General features: G+C 64.6%; 20 protein-coding genes. 10 read left to right on the forward strand and 10 right to left on the reverse strand.

Annotated elements, in window-relative coordinates; genetic code table 11:
• The 6 genes from CGL56_RS12075 to CGL56_RS12100 all read right to left on the reverse strand — a co-directional run bounded on the left by CGL56_RS12075 (position 1) and on the right by CGL56_RS12100 (position 10,988).
• Positions 1-1,677: an FG-GAP-like repeat-containing protein gene (locus CGL56_RS12075; RefSeq protein WP_099106808.1), complete on the reverse strand. Its 1,677-nt coding sequence runs from the start codon at positions 1,675-1,677 to the stop codon at positions 1-3.
• 65 nt (positions 1,678-1,742) lie between these two features.
• Complete coding sequence (locus CGL56_RS12080; protein WP_143470702.1) at positions 1,743-3,620, reverse strand: SusF/SusE family outer membrane protein; 1,878 nt, start codon at positions 3,618-3,620, stop codon at positions 1,743-1,745.
• Between the two features lie 10 nt (positions 3,621-3,630).
• Positions 3,631-5,199: a RagB/SusD family nutrient uptake outer membrane protein gene (locus tag CGL56_RS12085; RefSeq protein WP_099106810.1), complete on the reverse strand. Its 1,569-nt coding sequence runs from the start codon at positions 5,197-5,199 to the stop codon at positions 3,631-3,633.
• 63 nt (positions 5,200-5,262) lie between these two features.
• Positions 5,263-8,250: a SusC/RagA family TonB-linked outer membrane protein gene (locus CGL56_RS12090; RefSeq protein WP_099106811.1), complete on the reverse strand. Its 2,988-nt coding sequence runs from the start codon at positions 8,248-8,250 to the stop codon at positions 5,263-5,265.
• A 157-nt stretch (positions 8,251-8,407) separates the two neighbouring features.
• The gene (locus tag CGL56_RS18350) at positions 8,408-10,354 is read right to left on the reverse strand and encodes a stage II sporulation protein M (protein WP_209280381.1); all 1,947 of its coding nucleotides are present in this window, start codon (positions 10,352-10,354) and stop codon (positions 8,408-8,410) included.
• A gap of 4 nt (positions 10,355-10,358) precedes the next feature.
• Positions 10,359-10,988 carry a hypothetical protein gene (locus CGL56_RS12100; protein WP_099106812.1) on the reverse strand — a complete coding sequence of 210 codons (630 nt, stop codon included), beginning with the start codon at positions 10,986-10,988 and terminating at the stop codon, positions 10,359-10,361.
• A gap of 161 nt (positions 10,989-11,149) precedes the next feature.
• Here CGL56_RS12100 and CGL56_RS12105 point away from each other — a divergent pair, with 161 nt between their 5' ends.
• From CGL56_RS12105 to CGL56_RS12125, 5 genes are read left to right on the forward strand one after another with little or no spacing between them, the layout of a single operon-like run.
• Positions 11,150-11,383 (forward strand): FeoA family protein, encoded by a 234-nt coding sequence (locus tag CGL56_RS12105; RefSeq protein WP_099106813.1) that lies wholly within the window; start codon positions 11,150-11,152, stop codon positions 11,381-11,383.
• Positions 11,365-13,500, forward strand: a complete 2,136-nt coding sequence (gene feoB, locus CGL56_RS12110; RefSeq protein ID WP_099106814.1) for a ferrous iron transport protein B — start codon at positions 11,365-11,367, stop codon at positions 13,498-13,500. Before CGL56_RS12105 ends, feoB begins: the two co-directional genes overlap by 19 nt.
• A gap of 52 nt (positions 13,501-13,552) precedes the next feature.
• A complete protein-coding gene (locus CGL56_RS12115) occupies positions 13,553-14,401 on the forward strand; it encodes a DUF4271 domain-containing protein (RefSeq protein WP_099106815.1) in 849 nt (282 codons plus the stop codon).
• A gap of 41 nt (positions 14,402-14,442) precedes the next feature.
• Positions 14,443-15,225, forward strand: coding sequence for a uroporphyrinogen-III synthase (locus CGL56_RS12120; protein ID WP_099106816.1), 783 nt, complete (start codon positions 14,443-14,445; stop codon positions 15,223-15,225).
• Positions 15,226-15,867, forward strand: a complete 642-nt coding sequence (locus CGL56_RS12125) for an NUDIX hydrolase (protein ID WP_099106817.1) — start codon at positions 15,226-15,228, stop codon at positions 15,865-15,867.
• A 57-nt stretch (positions 15,868-15,924) separates the two neighbouring features.
• Here CGL56_RS12125 and CGL56_RS12130 read toward each other — a convergent pair whose 3' ends face one another.
• From CGL56_RS12130 to CGL56_RS12145, 4 genes are all read right to left on the reverse strand, one after another.
• Positions 15,925-16,140 (reverse strand): hypothetical protein, encoded by a 216-nt coding sequence (locus CGL56_RS12130; RefSeq protein WP_099106818.1) that lies wholly within the window; start codon positions 16,138-16,140, stop codon positions 15,925-15,927.
• A 93-nt stretch (positions 16,141-16,233) separates the two neighbouring features.
• Entirely contained in the window at positions 16,234-16,917 is a 684-nt protein-coding gene (locus tag CGL56_RS12135) for a rhomboid family intramembrane serine protease (protein ID WP_099106819.1), read from the reverse strand.
• A gap of 48 nt (positions 16,918-16,965) precedes the next feature.
• Positions 16,966-17,373 (reverse strand): hypothetical protein, encoded by a 408-nt coding sequence (locus CGL56_RS12140; protein ID WP_099106820.1) that lies wholly within the window; start codon positions 17,371-17,373, stop codon positions 16,966-16,968.
• On the reverse strand, positions 17,370-18,824 hold the full coding sequence (locus CGL56_RS12145; RefSeq protein WP_099106821.1) for a hypothetical protein: 1,455 nt from the start codon (positions 18,822-18,824) through the stop codon (positions 17,370-17,372). The genes CGL56_RS12140 and CGL56_RS12145 overlap by 4 nt, the downstream gene beginning before the upstream one ends.
• Positions 18,825-18,948: 124 nt before the next feature.
• Here CGL56_RS12145 and CGL56_RS12150 point away from each other — a divergent pair, with 124 nt between their 5' ends.
• The 5 genes from CGL56_RS12150 (at position 18,949) to CGL56_RS12170 (ending at position 25,532) form a co-directional block, all read left to right on the forward strand.
• On the forward strand, positions 18,949-19,881 hold the full coding sequence (locus CGL56_RS12150) for a hypothetical protein (RefSeq protein WP_143470703.1): 933 nt from the start codon (positions 18,949-18,951) through the stop codon (positions 19,879-19,881).
• An 80-nt stretch (positions 19,882-19,961) separates the two neighbouring features.
• On the forward strand, positions 19,962-20,468 hold the full coding sequence (locus CGL56_RS12155) for an SRPBCC family protein (protein WP_099106823.1): 507 nt from the start codon (positions 19,962-19,964) through the stop codon (positions 20,466-20,468).
• Positions 20,469-20,538: 70 nt separating this feature from the next.
• Complete coding sequence (locus CGL56_RS12160; protein ID WP_099106824.1) at positions 20,539-22,245, forward strand: GMC oxidoreductase; 1,707 nt, start codon at positions 20,539-20,541, stop codon at positions 22,243-22,245.
• Positions 22,245-22,859 carry a gluconate 2-dehydrogenase subunit 3 family protein gene (locus CGL56_RS12165; RefSeq protein ID WP_245184255.1) on the forward strand — a complete coding sequence of 205 codons (615 nt, stop codon included), beginning with the start codon at positions 22,245-22,247 and terminating at the stop codon, positions 22,857-22,859. Before CGL56_RS12160 ends, CGL56_RS12165 begins: the two co-directional genes overlap by 1 nt.
• A gap of 153 nt (positions 22,860-23,012) precedes the next feature.
• Positions 23,013-25,532: a M14 family metallopeptidase gene (locus CGL56_RS12170; protein WP_099106825.1), complete on the forward strand. Its 2,520-nt coding sequence runs from the start codon at positions 23,013-23,015 to the stop codon at positions 25,530-25,532.
• Positions 25,533-25,671 lie beyond the last annotated feature (139 nt).

Below are 25,671 nucleotides of genomic sequence, written 5' to 3' on the forward strand. Positions count from 1 at the left end.
TCAATGGCGAAGGTAGGTGGTACCGGAATAGGATTTTCCCCCGCGGAAGCCAACGACGCGGTACAGGCCGGCCGGCAGGTGGGCGGGCAATACCACTTCCCGGCTTTCTCCGTCCAGGGTGAACAGCGGGCGGCCCAGGGCATCGTACACCCTCACCTGCTCCAGGGCGGGCGACAGCTGCAGGGGGCCGGTGGTCGGATTCGGAAATAGCCCCAGCCGGTCGGGGATTGGGGCGGGCAGGCTGGTGGTTTGTTCCGGGGTATGCGGCAGGTAGTGGGTGTGGTCGGCTGCCAGGTCGTAGTAGCGATCTTTCCGGCCGGAGGGCCAGTCGATCACCAGGCTGTCAATGCGGCTCGCCGCGGCGAGCCCGAAGCGGACGGTAGCCGCGTGCTGGCTGGCGTAGCCGCCGCCCGCCCGTACCTCTCCCCGGTACATTCTACCTCCCGCCCAGCAGGTTACCCGGGCACCCACGGGGGTGGGTTCACCCGGCGCGACCGTCACCGCCACGGCGGCGTAGTGGTGGTCATTGACGGTGTTGTTCAGGAAGAGCTGGCTGGGCTGCCCGCTGTTGCCGACGAAGAGGTCGGGGCGCCCGTCGCCGTTAAAGTCGGCCGTGGCCGTCCCGTAGGCGCTGCGGCCGCTGTTCACGGCCGCCTGGGGCGGGGCGGCAGGGTCGAAGGAGCCGTCACCCCGGTTGCGGTAGAGGAGGTTGTTGAAGCGCCGGCCGCCCACCGTGAAGGCGGTTTCATTGGCCACGTAGAGGTCGGGGTGACCGTCCAGGTCGTAGTCCAGCCAGGCGGTGCCCCACCCCATGCCGAGATCGTTGACGCGGGCGTCGAAGCCCACCTCCCGGAAGGTGCCGTCGCCCCGGTTCTCGAGCAGGAAGTTTTCGTAGAGGTTGGTGACGTAGAGGTCGTAATCGCCGTCGCCGTCGAAGTCCGCCGCATCCACGCCCATGCCGTCGCCGACCACCCCGGCACCGCTGCCGGTACTCACGTCGGTGAAGGCGCCGCCGTCGTTGCGCAGCAGGACGTTCGGCTGGTGGCCGTCGTGGACCAGGTAGAGGTCGGGGTCGCCGTCGAGGTCGTAGTCGAAGGCCAGGGTGCCCATGCTCAGGCCCGTTTGGGCGGCACCCGCGGCCGCGCCCTCCTCGGCGAACGCCAGTCCCCCCAGGTTGCGGTACAGGCGGTTGGGGGCGTTGAGGCAGGACAGGTAGATATCGAGCCGCCCATCGCCGTCGTAGTCGAGCAGGGAGGCGGACACCACTCGGGCGGTGAGGTCAATACCGGAGGCGGGGGTGACGTCCGTAAAGGAGAGGCCACCGTCGTTGCGGAAGATGCGGGTGGGCCCGTCGTAGTTGCCGAGTACCACGTCCTCGTCGCCGTCCTGGTCCAGGTCGCTCCACAGGGCCGTATGGGTGGGCCCGGCCGTGGCCAGGGGGGTGCGGTGACCGGCTTCGGTGAAGCGGGCGTGGCCGTCGTTCAGGTAGAGGTGATTGGGGCCATCGAGGACGCTCAGGAAAAGGTCCGCATGGCCGTCACCGTTGGCGTCACAGACCGCTACTCCCCGCACCCGGCCGCTCACGGCGATGCCGGAAGCGTCGGTGGCATCGCGGAAGGGTTCCTGGGCCAGGAGGAGCGGGCCACCCAGCAGGCAGCAGAGGGGAAGGAGGCGCATGGGGGTAAAACGAAAAACGGGCACGCCTCTTGCGAAACGTGCCCGTATGAATACTGTATTCAAGCTTAGTCGAAGCTGTAGGCCAGCGTATTTACGTTGAAGCGGACGGTGTAGGTACCGGCCGCGACGGGGATGTCGGATCCCTTGAAGGTGGCCGTACCGGCGGGGAAGTCAGATCCACCCCAGTCGTACACCCAGTCGTCATTGGCGCGGAACTTTGCACTTCCGTCGGTGAGGGTAATCTCTCCGGTTACTTCGCCCATCACCTCGGGGTTGAGGACCAGGTCGGTGTCGCTATCCCAGCCATTGGGGGTGGCGTCGCCGATGATGCCGATGGTGGCCGGCGTGAAGGTGTAGGCACCGGTCACGGCGTTCAGGGTCACCAGGTAGATGCCGGCCGTGACGGGGATATCGGCGCCGCCCTGGGTGCCGGTTCCGGCGGGGAAGTCGCCGGCGCCCCAGTTGACGTCCCACTTGCCGTCGGCGCGGAACTTGGCGCTGCCGGTGCCGAGGCCGATGATGGCCGACCAGGTGCCGTCGCCGTTATCGGTCAGGGGGGTATCCTTGTCCCAGCCACCGGGGGTGGCGTCGCCTACAATACCGACGCTGCCGATGCCGGCGTCCGCCTGGAAGGAGTAGGTCAGGTTGTTGATGTCGAGGGTCACCTTGTACTTGCCGGCCAGGACGGGGATGTCGCCGCCGTTCTCAATCGCGGTGCCGTTGGGGAATTCGGTGCCGCCCCAGCTGAGGTCCCAGTTGTCGTTGGCGCGGAACTTGACCACGCCGTCCGTCAGCTCGATGTCGATGGTGTAGACGCCGTTGCCTTCGTCGGTCATGTCGATGTCGGAGTCCCAGCCGTTGGGGGTGGCGCTGCCGAGGATGCCCACGCTTTCGGGACCGACGGGCCGCAGGAAGTTAAGCGTGTAGGCCAGGCTGCGGTCGTTGAAGGTGATGCTGTAGAAGCCTTCGGCTTCGGTGTCGGGGTAGACGATGTTGCTGCCGTAGCGCTCGGCGATGCCGTCGTTCTCGTTGTCGCCGTAGTTGACGCCCTGGAAGTCGGGCATCTCGGCCATCTTGAACTGGTCGCCGGGGGTCAGCAGCACCTCGTCGAGCACCCAGCGGTTGTCGCCCACAAGGGTGAACTGGTACTCGCTGCCTTCAAAGTTGTTGAAGGTGCCGAGCAGGTAGAGGCTCTGGGTATTGGAGGCGTAGCTGACGGCCGGGGTTACGCTGTAGCTCAGCGTCTGGTCGTTGAAGCGGATGTTGACCAGGCCGGAGTAGCCGCAGTCGGTATCGCCGTTGCCGCCGTCGGCAAAGTTCGACACCATGAATCCGTTACACTGGGCGTCGCCCCAGTCCTCGTCGCACCAGTCAGCGCAGTTCTTCAGCTTCCAGGCACCGCCCTGAAGGTCGACGTTCTGGATTTCCCAGATGTTGTCGGATACCAGGGTGAGGGCGTCGGCGCCCCAGCCGTTGAAGGCCCCGGCGATGAAGATCGCGTCGTGGTTGGCCGGGAAGGGCAGGTTGCTGATCTCGAAGGTGAAGTTGGTTTCGGCCGTCTGCCCCTTCTGGTCGGTGACGCTGATGTCGAGGTTGTAGACGCCCACGGGCAGGTCGGCGGCGCCGAAGGTGGAGCCCTCGATGACGAGGGAGTCCTGGATGCCGCTCAGGTCCTTGGACTGGCTGGTGATCACGTTCAGCGCCGAATCCAGCAGGGTGACCGTGGCGGACTGCAGCGGGGAGACGGTGCCGTCGGCAAAGATTACGCGGACGTCAAAGTTGCCGGCGACCACCCGGCCGTTGGCGGAGGGGAAGGACGAGAGAATGGAGGGGGGAAAGTCGGTATTGGCGGCGATGTCGAAGTCCTCGCGCTCACAGCCCGTAGCCAGGGCGAGCAGGAAGAACATCGGAAGCCAGGAGAGTAGTTGCTTCGTAAACTGCATGATGCGTTGGTTAGTAGCCTTCGTTCTGGCTCAGGTTAGGGTTGGAGAGAATTTCGGAGGACGGGACCGGGTACAGGTTGTAGATGGCCGAAGTGGTGCGTCCCTCGGGTACCCCGCCCTTCCAGGGCCAGATACCGTTGACGGAGAAGGCGTCAAAGCGGATGCGGTCGGTGCGGCGGTGGGCCTCCCAGTAGAGCTCGCGGCCGCGCTCGGCCAGGATGAAGTCGAGCGTCAGCTCGGCGTCGGTGATGTTGCCGGCGTCGCTGTCGTAGGCGCGCTCCCGCAGTTCGTTGACGAGCTGCACGGCCCGGTCGCGGCTGCCGCCGCCGCCCCGCAGTACGGATTCGGCGTACATCAGGTACACGTCGCCCAGGCGGAAGAAGGGGAAGTCGGTGTCGGGGAAGCGGGGGTCAACGCCGGGTACGCCTTCGCTGCTCACATTGGTGTACTTGGGGATGGCGTAGCCCTGGTTGAATTCCGAGATGTTGTTGATCTCCAGCGTCTGTCCATCGGTGTAGAAAAGGGCGCGCTCGTCGGCGTCGCCGGTCACGTCGGGGAAGAGGGCCACCAGGTCCTTGGTGGCGCGCAGGCCGAACCAGCCGCCGTCGATGCCGTAGTCGGCGGGGTCCATGCTGCCGCCCACGGGGGCGTGGGTGAGGTAGGTGAGTCCACCGTAGCCCTGGGTAAAGCGGCCGTCGAAGGGGATGGCCCAGATCAGCTCGTCGGAGGTGTGGTTGTCGGCCTTGAACAGGTCGGCGTACTCCTCCTCGAGGCTGTACACCCCGCTGTCGATGATCCGCTCGAGGGCGGCCACGGCGTCGGCGTGGCGGTCCTGTCCGGCGTACACTTCGGCGTTCTGGTAAAGCTTGGCCTGCAGCATCAGCACGGCGCCCTGGTCCACGCGGCCGTATTCGGCGGCGCCGATGGCGGGCAGCTGGCCTTCGATGGCCTGCAGTTCACTGATGAGGAAGTCGAATACCTCGGCGCGGCTGCGCACGGTGGGGGGGTCGCCGCCGAGGGGGTTCTCCTCGGTGTAGAAGATCACGTCGCCGAACATGTCGATGGCGTGCCAGTAAGAGAGGGCGCGCAGGAAGCGGGCCTCGGCGCGGAAGCCTTCCACGGTGGGGCGGAAACCTTCGCGGATGCCGCGCTCGTCGAGCTTGGCGGGGGTGGTTTCCCGCAGGAACTCATTGGCCTGGCTCACCTGGAAGAAGATGCGGTAGTACATCGCGCGGATGAACTGGTTGTCGCTGGTCCAGGTCTGGTACACCAGCTCGGGCAGGCCGGCGTCGCCCCAGGCGATCACCGCGGTTTCGGTGGGCAGCTCCTGCAGCTGCCAGAACTGCCGCAGGTAGTTGGAGAATCCCTCGTCAAGGCTGGCGATGTCGGAAGCTCCGGCGGGGCCCTGCTGTCCGGTGACGGCCAGGCCGGCGTAGACGCGGGCGAGGAAGGATTCGTAGTTCTCCTCCTGGCTCAGCACGGCGTTGGGGTCGGCCTTGTCCTGGGGGAGCAGCTCAAGGTCGGTACAGGCCGAAACGGCGAGTCCGAGGAAAAGCAGCAAAAGTGCTCGGTATTGCATGATTTTTATGGTTGGCGCCCCGGCCAGGGGCCGGGGCGGTGGTTTTATAAAGGGGGGGAAGGATTACAGGCCGACGCGGGCACCGATGGTGTAGATGCGGGCGCGGGGGAAGGGGGAGTTATCGATGCCGTTGCCTTCGGGGTCGTTGCCGCTGTAGTTGGTGAGCAGGAAGAGGTTCTGGGCGGTGGCGTAAACCCGCAGGTTCAGGGCGTCGCCCGCCACCTGGCCGAAGTCGTAGCTGGCCGAGAGGTTGTCGAGCCGCAGGAAGCTGCCGTCCTCCAGGTAGTAGTCGCTGAAGTACTGCGGGCGATCGAAGCGGGTGTAGACGGCGCTGGCGTGGACGTTGCTCACGTAGTTGGCGCCCAGGTCGATGCGGGAGAAGTTTCCGCCGTTGGAGGCCGCGTTGTTGTACACGTAGTTGCCGAGGTTGCCGCGCAGGGTCACGCCCACGTTCAACTTGCCGTAGCGGGCGTTGGCGGTGAAGCCGAGCAGCACGTCGGGCATGGGGGCCTCGTTGATGGTCAGGTCCTGGTCGTTGAGTACGCCGTCGCCGTTGAGGTCCTCGTAGATGTCGAGGTTATTGGCGATGCCGTCTTCGTTGTAGTCGACGCCGTCGCGCAGGGGCCGCCCGTCCTCGTCGTACTTCTGCTGGTAGAGGTAGAAGGAGTAGGGGGTGGCGCCGACGCGCAGGAGCTGTACGGTATTGCCAACGCCACCGGCGATGCCGCCGGTCTGGATGTCGGCACTGCCGCTGCCGTCCAGGCGGGTGATCTCCGTCTGCTGGAAGGTGAAGTTGCCCGTAAGGTCGAGGCCGAACTTCTCCTGGTCTACGAGTACGCCGTTCAGGGTAAGCTCCACGCCCTGGTTCTCGAGGGCGCCGATGTTGGTGGTTACGCGGTCGGACAGGTTGGTGCCGGCCGGTACGTTGACGGTGAACAGCAGGTCGTCGGTGGTCTTCTGGTAGTACTCCAGGATACCGCTCAGGCGGTTGTTGAAGAAGCCGAAGTCGAGGCCGACGTTGAGGCTGGCGGTTTCCTCCCACTTCAGGTTGGCGTCGTAGGCGTTCGGGCGGATGGTGGGCACGAAGCGGTCGCCGAACTGGTACTGGGTGCGCTGGTCGCTGTACTGGTAGACGGGCAGGTAGAGGTAGTCGCCGAAGTCCTGGTTACCGGTCACGCCGTAGCCGATGCGCAGCTTCAGGTCGGAGAAGGTGCCGGCCAGTCCGGCGGCGAAGTCCTCCTGCAGGATGCGCCAGGCCAGGGCGGCGGAGGGGAAGAGGCCCCAGCGGTTGCTGGGCCCGAAGCGGCTGGAGCCGTCGCGCCGCAGCGAGGCGGTGAAGAGGTAGCGCTCGTCGATGTTGTAGTTGAGGCGGCCGAAGAAGGAGATCAGCCGGTTCTCCACCACGCTGTTGTAGGCGAAGATGTCCTCGGCCACGCCGGGGTTGGCGGTGCCGAAGGCGTCGGTCGAGAGGTTTTGTCCCTGGATGGAGGGGCCCTCGAAGTTGAAGTCCTGGTAGGAGTAGCCCACCTGCAGGCTGGCGCGCTGGTTGCCGAAGTCGGTGGCGTAGGTCAGGTAGGTATCGAACAGCTTGCTGGTGCGCAGGGCGTTGTTGATGTTGAACTCCCCGGAGTATCCGTTGGTGGCCAGGGTGGCGAAGGTGGTGGGTACGAAGCGGTTGTTCTGTCCGCTGTTCACGTCGAAGCCAACCACGGCCTTGTAGCTCAGGCCGGGGATGAGGTCGTCGAATTTGTACTCCAGGTCGAGGTTACCGATGCCGCGGTAGGTCCGGCCGGTGTTGCTGATCTGCTCGGTGGCGCTCACGGGGTTGCGGGGGGCCAGGGAGTTGCCGTACTCGAAGAAGCCGGCGTAGGCCGTGTTCGCCGGGTCGTAGATGGGCTGGGTGGGGTCGAAGTCCAGGGCCGCGTTGATGACGCCCGGGTCGAAGATGTTGTTCGAGTTGGCCCCTTTCAGGCTGGCGCCCACGATTAGCTTTTCGTCGAACAGCTCCTGGGTGAAGTTCACGTTCAGGCTGATGCGCTCGGTTTCGGCGCCGCGGATGACGCCCTCCAGCTGCTGGTAGCCGGCGGAGACGCGGTAGGTGTTGGTCTGCCCTCCGCCGCTGATGCTCAGGTTCTGCTGGGTGCCGTAGCCGGTCTGGGTCAGTTCGTCGAACCAGTTGGTGTTGGCCGTGCCCAGGGTGCTCAGGCGGGCCGGGGCGGCAAAGGTGACCACGTTGCGGAAGTCCTCGGCGTTGAGGTTCTGCTGGCGGTTGATTACGTTGGAGACGGTGCCCTCGGCGCGGTAGCTGATGGAGGGGGTACCCGCCTTGCCCTTCTTGGTGGTGATGAGGATGACGCCGTTGGCGCCCCGCGAGCCGTAGATGGCCGCCGCGGAGGCGTCCTTCAGTACCGTCATCGAGGCGATGTCGTCGGGGTTGAGGAAGTTGAGCGGACTGCGGCCGCCGGTGACGCCGTCGTTCGACAGGGGCACGCCGTCAATGACGTAGAGCGGGTCGTTGCTGGCGTTGATGGAGGTACCGCCTCGAATGCGTACCGTGGGGCCTTCGCCCGGGTTGCCGCTGCCGCTGCTGATGTTGACGCCGGCCACCTTGCCCGCGATCAGGTTGGTGGGCGATACGATGGCGCCCTTGTTGAAGGTCTCCTCCTCGATGGTGCTCACCGAGCCGGTGAGGTCCTCCTTCTTCACCGAGCCGTAGCCGACCACGACCACCTCGCTGAGGAGTTCGCCGGCCTGGAGGGCCAGGTCGATGGTAGTGCGGCCGTTGATGGCCTCGTTCACCGTGGCGTAGCCCGTGTAGCTGTACTGCAGCTCGTTCACCCCGGCGGGTACGTTCAGGGTGTAGTTGCCGTCGAAGTCGGTGATGGTACCCGTAGAGGTGCCCACGGCCAAAATGCTGGCGCCGATGAGGGGGTCGCCGGTTTCCTGGTCGGTGATGGTTCCCGTGACGGTGGTTTGGGCAACGAGAAAGGATGCGCCGCACAGAAATGCCATTAAAAACAGCAGGCGGGCCTGAGTAAATACTCGCTTCATAATTGGTTTTACTTGATGATCGAACGGGGTGCTCCGCTGAAATTGGGGCGCAAATGTCGTCAAAATTCCGGCACTACCGAATGTGATCCGCCTCACATACAATAGTTTGGCATGCGAATGGCCAAATTCGTCGTGCGCGGACGGCGGATTTTCAAATTTATTTACGTCCCAGCCGGTCGATCCGCTGCTTCAGTTCCGCGGCGGTACCGATTTCCCGCAGACTGCCCAGCGACAGGCAGAAAGCGATCACCCAGGCACTGAAGAGGAGCGCGAAGAGGAAGTAGTAGCAGAAGGCCTGCAGCATGACGTTGCGGGCGTCGAGCTGGCTGCCGTCGGTGTAGATGACCCAGTCCAGGAAGGCAAAAAAGTAGTGGCCCACCACCGTATCCAGGAGGTAGCCGGCCGGCAGGGCAATGAGCAGCAGCAGGAGCAGTAGGCCGTAGCTGTGCAGCAGGTTGGTGTACACCAGGCGAAAGAGCTTGCCGGGTGCGAGATCTGTGGTGTAGCGCCCCACCCCCAGCATGACCAGGAAGGGGAAGGTGAGGAAGGTAAGCAGGGCCACTTCCCGCCCGCCCGGGGCCAGGGTGAGGGCCAGGATTCCGCTGACCGCCAGCAGCCGCAGTTCCCGTTTCCAATAAAGGAGCGGCGAGCGCAGGTCCGAATGCCGGGCCGCGGTGCCCAGCCCCAGCCGGAACATCCCGTAGAAGCCCACAGCGACCAGGACCGAGAAGGTCCATCCCCTGCCCCGCCCTACGGAGGACGTCAGTTCGTGGAAGTTCTCCAATTCAGCAAATAGATAGCCCGCGAAGCGGTAGCGTTCCGCCGGCTCCGGGCCGAAGGCGAAAGACAGGACGACGTAGCCCACGGACAGGGCCAGCGCCCCCACCAATAACCCACCGATGCCCTGGCGGAAAACGGTAAAGGTGGCGGCCAGCAGCTCACCCACCGACCGGATCCGCCCCAGCGCCAGGGGGCCATGGTGGCCACCCCGCAGCCTCCCCTCCCCTCCTGAAGTGGAGGTCGGGGGGCGCCGTGCCACCGCCCGGGGAAAGATGACGTAGTACCAGAGGACGAAGGCAAAGCAGCAGAGGATGAACAGGAAGCGCAGCAGGGGTGGCAGGTCGGTCTGCCGGGTCACGAAGCCTTCCAGCACTCCGGCGATGATGAACAGGGGCACGGTGCCCAACAGTATCCTGCCCCCCGCCCGGGCCGAACGCCCGAAGGCCTGCCACCGCGTGAGGGTGCCGGGGAAGAGGAGTCCGCCGCCCATGGCCAGTCCCGCCCCGCCGGCCAGGACGAAGCTGCTGATCTCGAGGGCCCCGTGAATCCAGATGGTCAGCAGGCTCTCGCGGAACACCGCCGCGTCGCGGCCCACGGCTACCAGGGTGGTGAATATGGGCTCCAGCGCTCCGCCGCCCGCCGTCAGCAGCCAGCTGGCCACCCGGGCCGCCCAGGTCGTCGCCGCGCCCGCCTCCAGGGAAACGTTGCCGCCCTGCGCCAGAAAGAAATACTGGAAGACGCCCACCATCACGCCGGTGCGGATGAGCATGACGATGCTGCCGACGCCAAAAAAGGCGCCCGCCAGAAAGGTGAGCCCGGCCACCAGCAGGTTGTTGAGGGTAATGTGAAGCGCCATCCCGGCGGGGTCGCGCGCCTTGTAGACCGCCATGGGGTCGCCCCCGGCGATGTTGGCCTCCGTCATGCGCACGTAGTCCGCCCCGAGGATCATCTCGGCGAAGGCGGGGTCCATGCGGTAGCTGACCACCCCGATGAGCAGGGCCAGCAGGAAGGTGAGCAGGGCCAGGAGGAGGGAGCGACGCTGGGCGTATACCTCGCGGGGCAGCGCGTCGGTCCAGAAGGAGAAAAACGCCCAGCCTTCGCCGGGTCGGCCCCGCTGCAGCTGCAGGAAGGTGCGCCGCGCCAGTCCGTTCAGGTAGATGCGTACGGACCGGTTGGGGTAAAAAGTGCGGGAGATCGACAGGTCATCGGTAGTGTGGACGTACAGCTCGCCGAGCCGGGTAGGATCCTGGTTGCTGCGCTCCAGGGTGGCCTCGTAGCGCGCCCACTTGTCCTTGTTCTTCGCGATGAAGTCGGTCTCCCGCATAGGATTAATTCTGTCCGCTCAGCTTGATGGCCTGCTGGACGTCGATGCGCTGGCCGTCGTTCATGGCCACCACGAAGGCATCCTTGACGCCCATCTGCTTGAGGCGGTCGCGCAGGTTGGCGGCGTTCTGGTAGGTGCGGAAGCGGCTTACGACCACTTTCTGGAGGCCGTTCTGGTCCGTGAGGTCCAGGGCATCACCGGTGGCCATGTTGGGGTCCACGCGGTTCTGGGCGTAGGCCCCGAGCTGTACCTGGAAGATGACGCCCTTTACCTGGGGCTGGTCGGTGATCACCTCGTCGGGGCGCTGGTTGGCTTCCAGGGTAGCGATCTCCTGGCGGAGCTGCTGGATTTCCTGGTAGGCCTGCTCGGCGGAAGCCTCGGCGGTGGAGAGCTGGTTCTGCAGGTTGCCGGCTTCGCTTTCGTAGCTGGACAACTGCTGGCGCATGCCCACCAGTTCCGACTGGCTGCGTTCACAGTCCTCGACCAGGTCGCGCAGGGCGGCGGGGTTCTGGCGGTATTCGGCGGCGCGGGCGTTCCAGTCGGTGCCGTCCTCCCCGATCACCGGGGCTACCTTGGGGGAACAGCCGACCAGCAGGACGACGGAGAGCAGAAGGAGATAATTCAGTTGTTGCATATGCGATATGGATTTGGGTTACAAGGTAGGGTGAGCCGCGATTAGTAAGGTAACCGATCGGCCAGGCCGTCACGGGGGTGTAGCATTTTATTTAGACTGGGTACAGATAGCCCACTTTATGTATCTTTGTGGCGTTACGAAGCTGACCAACCCAACTGAACATGCCCTTTCACGTACCCGCCGCCGCTTCCCTCTTTGAGGCCGGTCAATCCGGCACCATCGACCGCTTTACCAACGAATATCTCGCCGGTAAGCTACTGGATATTGGCGTACGGCCGGGCTCCCGCCTGCGCGTTGTCCGCAAATCCCCCTTCGGCGGCAGTTGGTACGTCAAGATAGACCGTCAATGCCTCGCATTGCGGAAGAAAGAGCTCGCATGCATAATGGTCAAGTAAAGGCCACTCCCGTCGTTGGTCTGGTTGGAAACCCGAACAGCGGGAAGTCTTCCCTATTTAATATCCTCACCGGTCTGCGGCAACGCATCGGCAACTTCCCCGGCGTCACGGTGGAGAAAAAGGCCGGCATGCTCAGCCTGCCGGGACTGCCCACGGTAGAGCTGATCGACTTCCCCGGGGCCTACAGCTGCTACCCGACCAGCCTCGACGAGCGGCTGGTGGTGCAGGAGCTGACCAACCCCGAGGGCGACCTCTTCCCCGACGCCATCCTCTACGTGGCCGACATCACGAAGCTGGACAAGCACCTGCTGCTCTTCACCCAGCTGCGCGACCTCGACCTGCCCATGATCCTGGTGCTGAACATGGCCGACCTCATGGACGCCGACGGCCTCACCGTCGACATCCCACGCCTCAGCAAGGCGCTCGAGGTGCCGGTGGTACCCGTGAGCAGCCGCGACCACCGCGGCATCGCCGAACTGAAGGAGGCCATCACCGACCTGCTGCGCGACCCCAACCGCTTCCGGCCGCGCCAGGCCTTCTTCGAGCCCGGGGCCAACACCCGCGACGTACTGGCCGAGCTGCGCCGCGAGCTGCCCGCCCGCAACGACTACCACGCCCTGCTGCTCACCCACCACGCCCCCTGGCTGAAGCACATCCCCGACGCCACCCGCCACCAGGTGCAGGAGGCCCGGGTGCGCCACGGCTTCCACAGCCTGCGTTCCCAGGTGGAGGAGACCATGGAGCGCTACAACACCTTCGAGCCCATCGTGAGGGGCAGCGTGCGCCACGCCGGCGACACCTCTTCCCGCAGCGACCGGATCGACAACGTGGTTACCCACCCCATCTTCGGGCCCATCCTCTTCATCGCCCTGATGCTGCTGCTGTTCCAGGCCCTGTTCGCCTGGGCGAGCGTGCCGATGGACCTCATCGAATTCACCTTCGGCACCCTCGGCGAATCGATCCGCACCACCCTGCCCGCCGGCTGGTTCACCGACCTGCTGGTCGACGGCATCGTGGCCGGACTGGGCGGCGTGCTGGTGTTCCTGCCGCAGATCGCCATCCTCTTCTTCTTCATCGCCATCCTGGAGGAGGTGGGGTACCTGGCCCGGGCGGCCTACCTTTTCGACAGCCTGATGCAGCGGTTCGGGCTCAACGGGCGGTCGGTGGTGGCCCTGATCAGCGGCCACGCCTGTGCAATCCCCGCCATCATGAGCACCCGGACGATCTCCAACTGGAAGGAGCGGTTGCTGACCATCCTGGTCACTCCCCTCACCTCCTGTTCGGCCCGCATCCCGGTGTACGTCATCCTCATTTCCTTCGCCGTCCCTCCGGTGGTGTACTTCAACGGACTGATCAGCCTGCAGGGGCTGGCCTTCGCGGGCCTCTACTTCCTGGGCATCCTGGGGGCCATGCTTTCGGCCCTGGCCTTCAAGGTGATCCTGCGCACCCCCGAGCGCAGCTTCCTCATGCTGGAGCTGCCCGAGTACCGCATCCCCGTGTGGCGCAACGTGGGGACTACCGTCTGGCAGAAGTCGAAGACCTTCGTTCTGGAGGCCGGCAAGATCATCATGATCATCAGCGTCATCCTGTGGGCGGCTTCCACCTACGGCCCCCCGGCGGATATGGCCGCCGCCGAGGCCCAGGTGACGGAGCGGGCGCGGGCGCAGGAGCTGAGTGAGGAGCAAGCGGCCGACCTCCTCGCCTCCGAGCGGCTGGAAGCCTCCTACGCCGGCCACCTCGGCAAGGCCATCGAGCCGGTCATCCGCCCCCTGGGCTACGACTGGAAGATCGGCATCGCCCTGCTGACCAGCTTCGCCGCCCGGGAGGTATTCGTGGGCACCATGGCCACCATCTACAGCATCGGCAGCACCGACGACGAATTCCGCATCCGCGAACGGCTGGCCGAGGAGCGCAACCCGGTGACCAACGAGCCGGTCTACAACCCCGCCACGGCTTGGAGCCTGCTCATCTTTTACGTCTTCGCCATGATGTGCATGTCGACCCTGGCCGTGACGAAGCGGGAGACCAATTCCTGGAAGTGGCCCATCGTGCAGTTCGTCTTCATGACCGCCATCGCCTACTTCGGCGCCATGGCCGTGTATCAATCCCTGTCCTGATCCTGCGGGAAGCGCCGCAACCGGTTTACCTTTACGGTCTGATCACTCGGATTTGCGTCACTTCATCCTCATAGGCTGGTTGCTGGTGGCCGGGGGCCTGCTTCCCGGCCAGGCGCCGGCCGACGACCCCGTGGAGGCCACCGCGGTCCGCGATACCACCGCCAACCCCTTCGACCTTTACCCCAGCAGTCCGGAGGCGGCAGCGGAGGTGGCCCGCCCCGGCCCGGCAGCCGATAGCCCCGCCCCATCCTCACCGGGCGGTGAGCCAGTGGTGTTTGTCCACCTGCTGCTGGTGGTGATGGTGACGAGCTTGTGGGTGCTCTTCCGCGACCTGCTGAAGCAGTGCATCGCGGCCATCCTGAACGACAGCATGATGACCCAGCTGTTCCGGCGGCGGTCCGGCGGTCAGATTTCCGCACTTTGGCTCTGTTACCTGTTCTTTTTATTGTCGGCCGGCTTCTACCTCTACCTGCTGGCCACGGGCTTCGGGGTGGCCCTGCCGGGGGGCGTCTGGACCGGCTGGCTCATCACCTCCCTCATCGTGGCGGGGGTGGTGGGGCTGAAGTTTTTCGTCCTCCTGTTGCTGGGCCGCATCTTCCCCCTGCGCAAGGAATTGAGCCGCTACACCTTCGTGTTGATGGTGTTTTCCATCCTTTCCGGCATTGTACTGGTTCCCCTGAACCTGCTGGCGAGCTACGCCCCTCCCGCCTACCGCGAATACTTCCTCTGGGCCGGACTGGGGGTGCTCGCCCTGATCTATCTGGTGCATTTGGTGCGCGGTCTATTCATTGCTAATCACTACGTTGGCAATCGACCGCTCCATTTTTTGTTATATATTTGCACCATTGAAATAGCACCTCTCCTCTTGGTATACCGCTATTTATCGACTGCTGTGATCTGAGTGGATAAACCCTAACTGAAGAAAAAACTAACCCACACTTTATGGCGGCTGACTGTCAATCCTCTCAGGAATCGTACAAACCCATTCGGACCATTCTGGTGTCCCAGCCGGAGCCCGAGCGCAGCCCCTTTGCCAAGCTGGAGGAGAAGTACGGGTTACAAATCGACTGGCGGCCCTTCATTGAGGTCAAGGGACTTTCGGAAAAGGAATTCCGCAAGGAGCGCATCCGCCCCGACGAGTACACGGCCGTCATCTTCACCTCGAAGCTGGCCATTGAGCACTTCTTCCGCCTCTGCAAGGCCTTGCGCATCGAGATGAGCCAGGAGACGAAGTACTACTGCATGACGGAGGCCATCGCCAACTACCTGCAGAAGTTTATCGTCTACCGCAAGCGGAAGGTATTCTACGGCCAGCGCACCATCCAGGACCTGGCCCCCACCCTGAAGAAGCACCGCAGCAAGGAGAAGTTCCTGCTGCCCACCGGCAACCTCGGTTCGGAGTTCGTCTCCGAATACCTGGAGCAGAACAACTTCGACTGGACGCCGGCCCTCATGTACCGCACGGTAGCGGCCGACCTGAGCGACCTGGAGGACGTCTACTACGACGTCATCATCTTCTACAGCCCGCTGGGCATCGACTCCCTCTACGAGAACTTTCCCGACTTCAAGCAGAAGGATACCCGCCTGGCGGTGGCCGGTCGCAAGACCACGGCCGCGGTCGAGCGTGCCGGACTGACGGTCAACATCGCCCCCAACCCGCCCGAAGTGCCCAGCATGGGCATGGCCCTGGAGAACTACCTGAAGAAGTCGAATAAGCAGCAGTAGATGAACGACACCCTCGATGGTGCCGACTACCTGCAGCGAATCCGCCGGCGGCTGCAGCGGGGCGACCTGCCCGGTTACGCCGCCCAGGAAATGATGGGCCACGCCCTGCGCAAGGTCCATACCGAAGCGCCGCCCACCGCCCGCCCCGCCTCGGTGCTGGCCCTGTTCTACCCCGTGGGCTTACGGCTGCACCTGCTCTTTATTCAGCGTACCAGTCCGCCCGGCGACCGCCACGGTGGCCAGGTTTCCTTCCCCGGCGGCGCCGCCCACCCCGAAGATGAAAGCCCGGCGGCTACCGCCCTGCGGGAAACCCGGGAGGAGGTAGGCGTCAATCCTTCCGCCGTTCAGCTGCTGGGCGAACTCACTCCCCTTTACATCCCCGTAAGCAACTACCTGGTCAACCCGTTCGTGGCCTGGACGCCCCAACGCCCCGACTTTACCCTGCAGGCCAGTGAGGTGGAACGGGTGCTGGAACTTCCCTTTACGGGCTTCTACGCCGAGCGGGCGGTGGACTTCCGCGACAAGAAGCTGTTCAACGGCATGATCCTGAAAGAGGTGCCCCATTGGGTGGTCGCGGGCGAAGAGGTGTGGGGGGCCACGGCGATGATGGTGGGGGAACTGGTGGAGCTGGGCCGGGGGTAGTGTTTAGTCCGTTAGTCTTTTAGGGCTTTAGGCTTTAGGGGGTAGCCGCTTTCCCCGCTAGGCGAAACCCCGGAACACCTCCGCCAGCTGCATGAACTCGGCCTCGATCATGGCCCACCACTTCTGCTGCTCGCTGTGGTGATCTTCCTCGGGCACGTTGTCGATCTCCTCGCGGAGCTCCTGTACTACCTCGAAGAAGAGGCGGGGCTCACGGATCAGCAAGGCACGCATGGCACTTTTAAGTTCTTCGCGGGAGAGGTGGGCGGGTTCCATGGCAGGGTGGATTGGTACTCCCCTAAAGTAGGGCGGAAGTGGCAATGTTTACGGCCTTGCATCAACGGGATTTGGCACCCGCGCTCCGGCGCCCTACAGGTCGACGTCGTGGCGGTAGCCCTCCGCGTGGCGGGGGATGGCGTGGGTAGCCCGGAACACGAAGCCCCCGATGACCCCGAACACGAAGCCCCCGATGTGGGCCCACCAGGCGATGCCCGTACCGGCGCTGTCCTGCAGGCTGGCGAAGCCCGCCGACGACTGCTGGTAAAACCAGAAGCCCAGGAAGAGAAAGGCCGGCACGCTGATGCGGAAAAAGAACAGGTAGCCCCGCACCCGCGACCGCGGGAAGAGCACGATGTAGGCCCCCATGACCGCCGAGAGCGCCCCGCTGGCCCCCACCGCCGGAATGGGGCTGCCCCAGTTGAAGTAGAGGTGACAGAGCCCGGCCGCGAGCCCCCCGAGGAAGTAGAAGATGAGGAAACGCGCGCTGCCCACCGTGGCCTCGATGTTGTCGGCGAAGATCCACATGTAGAGCATGTTGCCGATGAGGTGGAGCCAGCTGCCGTGGAGGAACATGCTGGTGATGAGGGTCTCCAGTCCCTCCCCCGCCGCGATCCGCTCCGGAATGGTGCCCCACTGGTAAACGAAGGCCTCGCCCACCTGCGGCCCGAGGCTGTACTGGTAGGCGAAGATGAGCACGTTGAGGGCGATGAGGCCGTAGGCGAAGTGGGGGCGGTGACCGCCGCGCACCTGATCATCACCGGTGGGAAAGAACATGGGCGGGAGGTAAGGGATGTACGATTTACGAATGCCGATTGGCGGCCGCTACTCCAGCAAGCGGACCTTCAGGCGGTAGGGCCCGGGATCAGGAACGGAAGCGTCCGGATAAGGTTCCAGTTCCAGCAGTTGCAGGGGGCCCTGATCCGTGGTAATGGCGTTGCCGTCGATGGTCACCGTATCCTCCGTGAGGGCCCCGTCGCGCAGCACCTGGACGGATACCACGGCCCGGCCGGCCTGGATGCACTGTACGCCGCGGGGGCAGCGGCTGTCCTCCAGCACCTTTACGAAGGTGAAGAAATCGGGGGCGCGGCGGTCGGCGCGCAGGTGCTCCCCGGCGCTGAGGGTGAGGGCTTCGTCGGGGGTAGCCAGGTGGGTACCCTCGGCCAGCCGGCGCTGGCAGCCCAGCAGGAGCAGCAGGGTACCGAGGGCCAGGAGGAGGTGGTGGTGGATCATCGGGCGTCGTAGGTCATTTTCACCAGCCGCAGGCGGTTGCGGTGTTCGCTGGGCAGCACCAGTTCGTTGGCGGCCACCTGAATGCCATCGCGGAAACGGAGGCGAAGGTTCAGGTCGCGGGTGTGAAAAAGCGTATTGCGGTCGAATTCCCCGCGAGTATTGAGGACGTACTCGCTGACGGTATTCTCGAAGCGGATCTCGTCGTTGAACAGCAGGCGCAGGCGGCTGGGGGTTTCCATCAGGAAGAAGCTGGAGTAGATACCGTTGTCGTCCTGGCTGTACTGCTTCTTGTGCATGATGTTGCTCCAGTGGGGGCTGCCGTCGGGGTTGACGGAGAAGACGACGATCTCGTCGAGGTGGTAGTCCACCAGCGGCCGGCCGCCGTAGGTGTTCAGCAGCTGGTTCTGGAGGGCGCCGCCCCGGCGCTGCAGCCGGCGGTCGCGCTCGGTGATCATGACCATGCCCCCGTCGCGGCGCAGCATGGCCTCGCGTACGGTCAGTTCGTTGATGCCGGGATTCCGCTTGTTGAACTTGCGGCCCTCGACGTTCTTGACCAGGTTGAGGGGGAACTCCTGGAAGCGGGGGCGGAGCTCGTCGCGGGGGTTTTCGGGGTTGATCCAGAGGTAGAAGTAGCCCTCGGCGCGGATAAAGTCCTTGGTGGAGTACAGTCCGCCCGCCACCAGCCGGCGGTTCAGGTTGTCGTACTTGAAGAAGACGTCGTAGGTGAGGCTGTCGCCCAGGTTGACGTCGATCATGCCGCGCTCGCCCCCGTCGGCCCGGTGGGTGTACACCTCGTAGCGGTGCTTGCGGCGGCGGCTCTTGAAGTTGTCGCGCTCGACAATGAAGTACATGTCGCCGGTGTTGGAGATCTCGGCCTGGAGGAAGTCGTCGTTGAAGAAGAACTTCTCCGGTTCCAGCTCGCGGTCGTAGAGCAGCCGCATGCTGTCGAGGTCGATGCCCAGGTAGCGGGCCTTGCTCTGCTGGTCGATCATGAGCAGCAGGAGCTTGCTGTCGTCCTCCGAGTGGTAGATCTCATCCTCTGGGGTAGTCACGAACATGCCGAAGTCGACCAGGGTCACGCTGTCCTGCAGGTTCCCGGCAGGGTTGTAGCGGTCGAGTTGCAGGTGGTTGCGGCCCTTGTCGCGGAAGAGGTAAAGGAGGTGGAATCCGGTGCCGTCCTGGACGGGCAGGGCGTCGAGCATGCGGATGTTGCGGCCACGCAGCTCGAGGTCCTTTTCCCAGCTCTGGTTCATGCTGCGGCCGTAGGCGGTGAGCAGGTGCTTGTTCTCGCGATCCTGCAGCAGCAGTACCTGCCCCCCCAGCTTGCCCACTAGGGTGTACTTCGTATCGTTGCGCATGGGGATCTCTTCGCTTACCGTCAGTACCTGGGCGCGGACGCAGGTGCCGAGGAAGAGGAGAAAGCAGCAAAGCACGAGGGTTGGGAAGCGCATGGCGAATGATCAGGTATTCAATATAGGAAGACGAAATTTAGCCCGCTGGGGTTTTAGCACAGGGCTTGCCAAAGGACATGTCCCCACCAAGGCTCGGGTGACCTTAAATTGCGGTATGATTGTCATGCGGCGGCTCTTGTTCTTCCTCTGGCTCGGCGGGTGCTCCACCGTGGTTTCCGGCCAGGACTTTGGCTGGTGGAACACTACCCACAATTGGGACGGGGTGTCGAACTGGCGGAGGTACCTCACCCTGTCGCCCGCCTACCTGGGCCCGAACGCCCTGCCGGTGCCGCGGGTAGCCAACGCCCGCCTGGAGGGCAGCACCCGGATCACCCTGGCCGGTGAGGGCCACTTCAGCAGCGGCGATCGCACCGGCAACGGATTCCTGGAGGTAGACCAACCCCTGTTTTCGGAGCGGGTGGCCCTGCGGGTATGGTACATCCCCGTGGAATACTACCATATGGACGCCACGACCCGCGATGCTCGCGCGGCCCGCGACTACGACGGCCGGGGCTGGGCCGGGGGTGATGTGTACGTAGGGACCCAGATCCAGCTGCTGCGCGACGCCCGGGGGTGGCCCGATCTCCTCTTCACCACCAACCTCAAGACAGCCTCGGGCACCCACCTTTCCGCGGCCCGCCACACCAATGCCCCGGCCTACTACTTCGACCTGTCGGCGGGCAAAACCTTCCCCCTGAGCCGGGGGGGAAACCACTCGGTTCGCCCCCACGCCATGGTGGGCTTCTACGTGTGGCAGACCTTCAAGGACGACTACCTCCAGAACGACGCCTTTTTGTACGGGCTGGGAGCCGACCTCACCCTGGGGCAGATCATGGTCACCCCCGCCCTGGGTGGTTACTCCGGCTACCTCAACAACGGCGACCGCCCGGTAGTGGCCCGCCTGAGCCTCGAGAGCCACCGGGGAAAAATGGTGGAATACCTGGCGCGGCTGCAGCAGGGGCTGCGGGATTTCCCCTACACCTCCGTGCGGCTCGGAATCGTACTCCGCCCCTTCGCCGGCCCAGCGGAAACGCCCCCGGCCAACCGCGAGAAATAATTGCCGGGAGCGTATTGCAGAAGCCGATTCAGCAGCGGTAATTTAGTAGCCGGCCATTGTAACCCTGAATACCCTACCCTATGGATACCGTACATCCGCTGACCTTCACGGTCGAAAAGGACCACCACCGCATCCGCGTCGAGCGGGAATTCGCCGCCCCCCGCCAGGTGGTATGGGCCGCCTGGACCGAAGCCGACCTCATCGACCAGTGGTGGGCCCCGGCCCCCTGGAAAGCCCAGAGCAAGACCATGGATGTACACTCCGGGGGTAGCCACCACTACGCCATGCGCGGCCCCGGTGGGGAGGTTCACTGGGGGCGTACCGACTATACCGACGTGGAGCTCCACCAGTACATCCGCGGGCGGGACGGATTCAGCGACGAAGCCGGGAACCTTAATACCGACCTCCCGCAATCCGACTGGAACATCACCTTCCGGAAGAACAGCGAGGCGTCCACCACCGTCATCGTGGAAATCACCTACCCCTCCCGGCAGGACCTGGAGACCATTCTGGAAATGGGATTCCAGGAAGGCCTGACCACGGCCCTGGACCAGCTGGAGTCCCTGCTGCGGCAGTCATATCGCTGATTCCTGAGACCTCCGTTTTCGGCACGAAAGGCTTACCTTCAACCGATACAATCCGCGTATACACTGAAGCATGGCCAATTACAATATTGACGCCGACAAGGCGCTCACCTACGACGCCATTGTCGTGGGTTCCGGCATTTCCGGAGGCTGGGCGGCGAAGGAGCTGACCGAAAAGGGGCTCAAGACGCTCGTCCTGGAACGGGGACGCATCGTCAAGCACGTCGAGGACTACCCCACCATGAACCTGGACCCCTGGGACATGGAGCTCCGCGGCGGCCTCACCCTCCAGGAGCAGGACAAGCATTACAAGAGCATCCGCTCCGGCTTCGTCGGCAAGGACATCGAGCACTTCCACGCCAACGACCGGGAGAACCCCTACACGGAAGTGAAGCCCTTCCTCTGGGTGCGCGCCCACCAGATGGGCGGCCGCTCCCTGCTGTGGGGTAAGCAGACCTACCGCTGGAGCGACCTCGACTTCGAGGCCAACGCCCGGGACGGCCACGGGGTGGACTGGCCCATCCGATACCGCGACCTCGAGCCCTGGTACACCTACGTGGAGAAGTTCGCCGGTATCAGCGGCGCGCCCCTCGGACTGAAGCAGCTGCCCGACAGCCACTTCCTCCCGCCCATGGAAATGAACGTGGTGGAAAAGGCGGTGCGGGAACGCATCGAAAAGAACCACCCCGGCCGCAACATGATCATCGGGCGGGTGGCCCACCTCACGGTGCCCCACAACGGCCGCGGGCAGTGCCAGTACCGCAACCGTTGCAGCCGCGGCTGCCCCTACGGCGCCTACTTCAGCTCCAACTCCACCACCCTGCCCGCGGCCAACGCCACCGGCAAGCTGACCATCCGCCCCTTCTCCATCGTGCAGGAGGTCATCTACGACGACGTCAAGGGCAAGGCCACCGGCGTGCGGGTGATCGACGCGGAAACCAGCGAAGTGATCGACTACAAGGCCCGGGTGATCTTCCTGAACGCTTCGGCGCTGTCGACCACCCAGATCATGCTGAACTCCAAATCAAGCCGCTTCGAGAACGGCCTCGGCAACGACAGCGGCGAACTGGGCCACAACCTGATGGACCACACCTACCGGGTGGGGGCCATGGGCACCGTGGAAGGCTTCGACGACCGCTACTACAAGGGGCGGCGGCCGAACGGAATCTACATCCCCCGCTACTGGAACATCGACGCGGCGAGCAAGTCCGACAAGTTCGTCCGCGGATTCGGCTACCAGGGCGGCGCGGGCCGCGGTGGCTCCCGCGCGGCGGCCAACCTGCCGGAGTACGGGGCGGACTTCAAGGACAAGCTGGTCCAGCCCGGACCGTGGGAGTTCTTCATCACCGGATTCTCGGAAAGCCTGCCCCAGCACAGCAACAAGGTGATGCTGAACCCCGACGTCCTCGACAAATGGGGGCAACCCACCCTGAGCATCGACGCCGAGTGGGGCCCCAACGAACACGCCCTGAACCAGCAGGCCGAGGAAGACGCCGTGGAAATGCTCGAGCGCGCCGGCCTGAAGGACGTCATGGGCTTCAACAACAACCACGAGATGGGCTACGGCATCCACGAGATGGGCACCGCCCGCATGGGACGCGACCCCAAAACCTCCGTCCTGAACGGTTTCAACCAGGTACACGGGGCGGCCAACGTCTTCGTCACCGACGGGGCCTGTATGACCTCCTCTTCCTGCGTGAACCCTTCCCTGACCTACATGGCCCTGACGGCCCGCGCCGCCGACCACGCCGTTTCCGAACTCAACAAACAAAACATCTGATGCTGAACCGCCGAGAAGTACTACGCCGCATCAGCTGGCTGGCGGGGGGCGCCCCACTAGCGATCGGGGCAGCCCCCGCCGTCCTGGGCCTGATCCAGGGCTGCAGCCGGGAAGCCGGACTGGACTGGACCCCGGCCTTCTTCAGCGAGGAGGAAGCCCGCTTCATCACCTCCTACGTAGACACCCTGCTGCCGACCACGGATACCCCCGGTGGACTCGACGTCGGCGTCGACCGCTTCATCGACAAGGTGATGGCCGCCACCGCCCGCCGGGAGGAAGGCAAGCCGACGCCCATGCAGACGGGCATCCTCGAATTCGATACCAACGCCCGCACCCGCTTCGGTAAGGTGTTCCACGAACTGGAGGCCGACCAGCGCGGACAGCTGTTCAGCGAGGCGGAAAAATCGCCCCGCTACCAACCCGCCGTCTGGGGCACGGCCGTCGGAGAGCAGCCCCCCATTGGCTTCTACCGCTCCCTGAAGTCGATGGCGCTGTGGGGCTACCTCAGCAGCGAGGAAATAGGCACCCAGGTGCTGAACTACGACCCCGTCCCCGGCGAATACAACGGCGACATCCCCCTGAGCAGCGTGGGGGGGCGGGCCTGGAGCCTGTAGTGGCCGGACACTCGGAAGTTCGGGCACTGCGTGCGGGAACATTCCGAGGTCCTAACCGGGCAACTGTTGGACCTCACAGTGTCCCCAGCGCAGCGGAGGACCTGGGAGTGTCCGGACACTCGCTTACCTTTGGCACCTACATACCCCTGCCCGATGCGATTGCTCCTTTTCCTGCTGTTCCTGGCACCCGCGCTCCGCGCCCAGATTACCTCGCCCGACGAATTTCTGCCACACGCGCTCGGCGAGACCTTCACCCCCCACTGGATGCTGGTCGACTATTACCAACTCGTAGCCGAGGAGAGCCCCCGCGTGACCCTGCAGCAGTATGGCACCACCAATGAAGACCGCCCCCTGCTGCTCGCCACGGTGAGCACGCCGGAAAACCTGGCCCGCATCGAGGCCATCCGCGAAAACAACCTGCGCCGCGCCGGATTGCTGCCCGGCGATACCGACCCCGCCCTGGACGATATCGCCATCGTTTGGCTGTCGTTCAGCGTCCACGGCAACGAGGCCACCGGATCGGAAGCCAGCATGGGCGTGCTCTACGACCTGGCCGACCCGAACAACGCCCGCAGCACCGAATGGCTGAAGAACGTGGTCGTCCTCCTCGACCCCAGTGAGAACCCCGACGGCTACAACCGCTACACGAACTGGTTCCGGCAGGTAGCCAGCAAGCACCTCGACGTCGACTACGCCAGCCGCGAGCACCAGGAGCCCTGGCCCGGCGGGCGCACCAACCACTACCTCTTCGACCTGAACCGGGACTGGGCCTGGCAAACGCAGAAGGAAAGCCGCCACCGCATCGTGCAGTACCAGCAGTGGATGCCCCACATCCACGCCGACCTCCACGAGCAGGGCTACACCTCCCCCTACTACTTCGCACCGGCGGCCCGCCCCTTCCACGAGTACATCACCGACTGGCAGGGTGACTTCCAGACCGAGATCGGGCAGAACCACGCCCGCTACTTCGACGAAAACGGCTGGCTGTACTTCACCCGGGAGCGCTTCGACCTCCTCTACCCCAGCTACGGCGATACCTACCCCACCTTCAACGGTGCCATCGGCATGACCTACGAGCAGGGCGGCGGCAGCCGCGGCGGACGGGCCATCGAGCTGCCCACCGGCGACACCCTTACCCTCTACGACCGGGTGGCCCACCACCGCACCACCGCCCTGAGCACGGTGGAGATCGCCGCCCGCGAGGCCGACCGCCTCACCCGGCAGTTCGCAGACTACTTCTCCGGTGCCGCCGACAACCCCCAGGGCCCCTACAAAACCTACGTGGTCAGCGCCGACAACCCCGCCGGCAAGCTGAGCGCCCTCACCCAGCTGCTCGACCGCAACGGCATCCGGTACAGCCGGGCCACGGCGGAGCGTAACTTCGACGGCTACCGCTACAGCTCCGGTGAAGATGGCAAATTCAAGGTGCAGCCCGGCGACCTGGTGGTTTCGGCCTACCAGCCCCGCTCGGTCCTCACCCAGGTCCTCTTCGACCCCACCGCCTTCGTGGAGGATTCGGTGACCTACGACATCACCGCCTGGTCGGTACCCCTGGCCTACGGACTGGAGACATTCGCCACCACCAACCGCCTGAACGTGGCCACCGAGCCCTACGCCCGCCCCGCCTACCAGGACCCCCTGGCCGGAGTGGACGTGGCCGCCACCTACGCCTTCGCCCTGCCCTGGGAGGGGATGAGCAGCGCCCGCTTCCTCGCCGCCCTGCTGAAGGCCGGCATCCAGGTGAGAGCCTCGGAGATGGATTTCACCTTCGGCAACACCAGCTACCCGGCCGGCACCCTGGTCATCAACCGCGGCGACAACCGCGCCCACCCCGACTTTGCCGCTACCCTGCGGCGGATCGCCCGGGAGCAGGAGGCGGCGCTCGAGGTACTGGAAACCGGCTTCAGCACCTCCGTGGGGGGTGACCTCGGCGGCAGCAACTACGCCCTCATCGGCAAGCCTAAGGTGGCTACCCTGTCGGGTGAGGGAGTCTACTCCAACGAGTTCGGCCAGGTGTGGTACTACTTTGAGCAGGACCTCGATTACCCCCTGAGCATCTTCCACCGGGAGGACGTGATGGAGATCTTTGAAGGCGATTACGACATCCTGGTGCTGCCCGAAGGGCGGCTCAACCTCACCGACGCCGAGAAGGAGGCCATGGCCGGCTGGGTCCGCGGCGGCGGCAAGCTCATCGCCATCGGGGAGGCCAACGGCAGCCTGGCGGGCGCGGCCGGCTTCGGCCTGAAGCGCAAGGAAGCCGCGGAAGACACCCTCTCCGCCGAGGCCCGCCGCGAAAAGCGCCTCCAGCCCTACGCCGAGCAGGAGCGCCGCTTCATCGAAGGCTTCATTCCCGGCGCCATCGTAACGGTGGAGATGGACGATACCCATCCGCTCAGCTTTGGCATCGGCGACGCCTACGCTTCCCTGAAGACCAGCGACGACGCCTACGATTACCTGGAAAACGGCTGGACGGTTGGCCGCGTACGCCAGGAGCCGCGGGTGTCCGGCTTCGTGGGCAACCAGGCCTACGAAAAGATCCAGGAGACCCTCAACTTCGGCGTGGAACCACTCGGGCGCGGACAGGTGATTTACCTGGTCGACAACCCCCTGTACCGGGCGTTCTGGGAGAACGGGAAGTTTCTCTTTGCCAATGCCCTATTTCAGGTGCAGTAATCCACAATAAGCCCGACCGGCGGCACGTTTTTGCCCGCCTTCAGCGTTGGTACCGGGTTAAGCTTTGTTAAAACCCCGCCCCACGGACAGCGCTCCGGGGCGCGGGCCTGTTTACCTGACTACCGCCGTTGAAACCAAC

It is taken from the genome of Neolewinella marina (genome assembly GCF_002631205.1).
In the GTDB taxonomy this organism is placed as follows: Bacteria; Bacteroidota; Bacteroidia; order Chitinophagales; family Saprospiraceae; genus Neolewinella; species Neolewinella marina.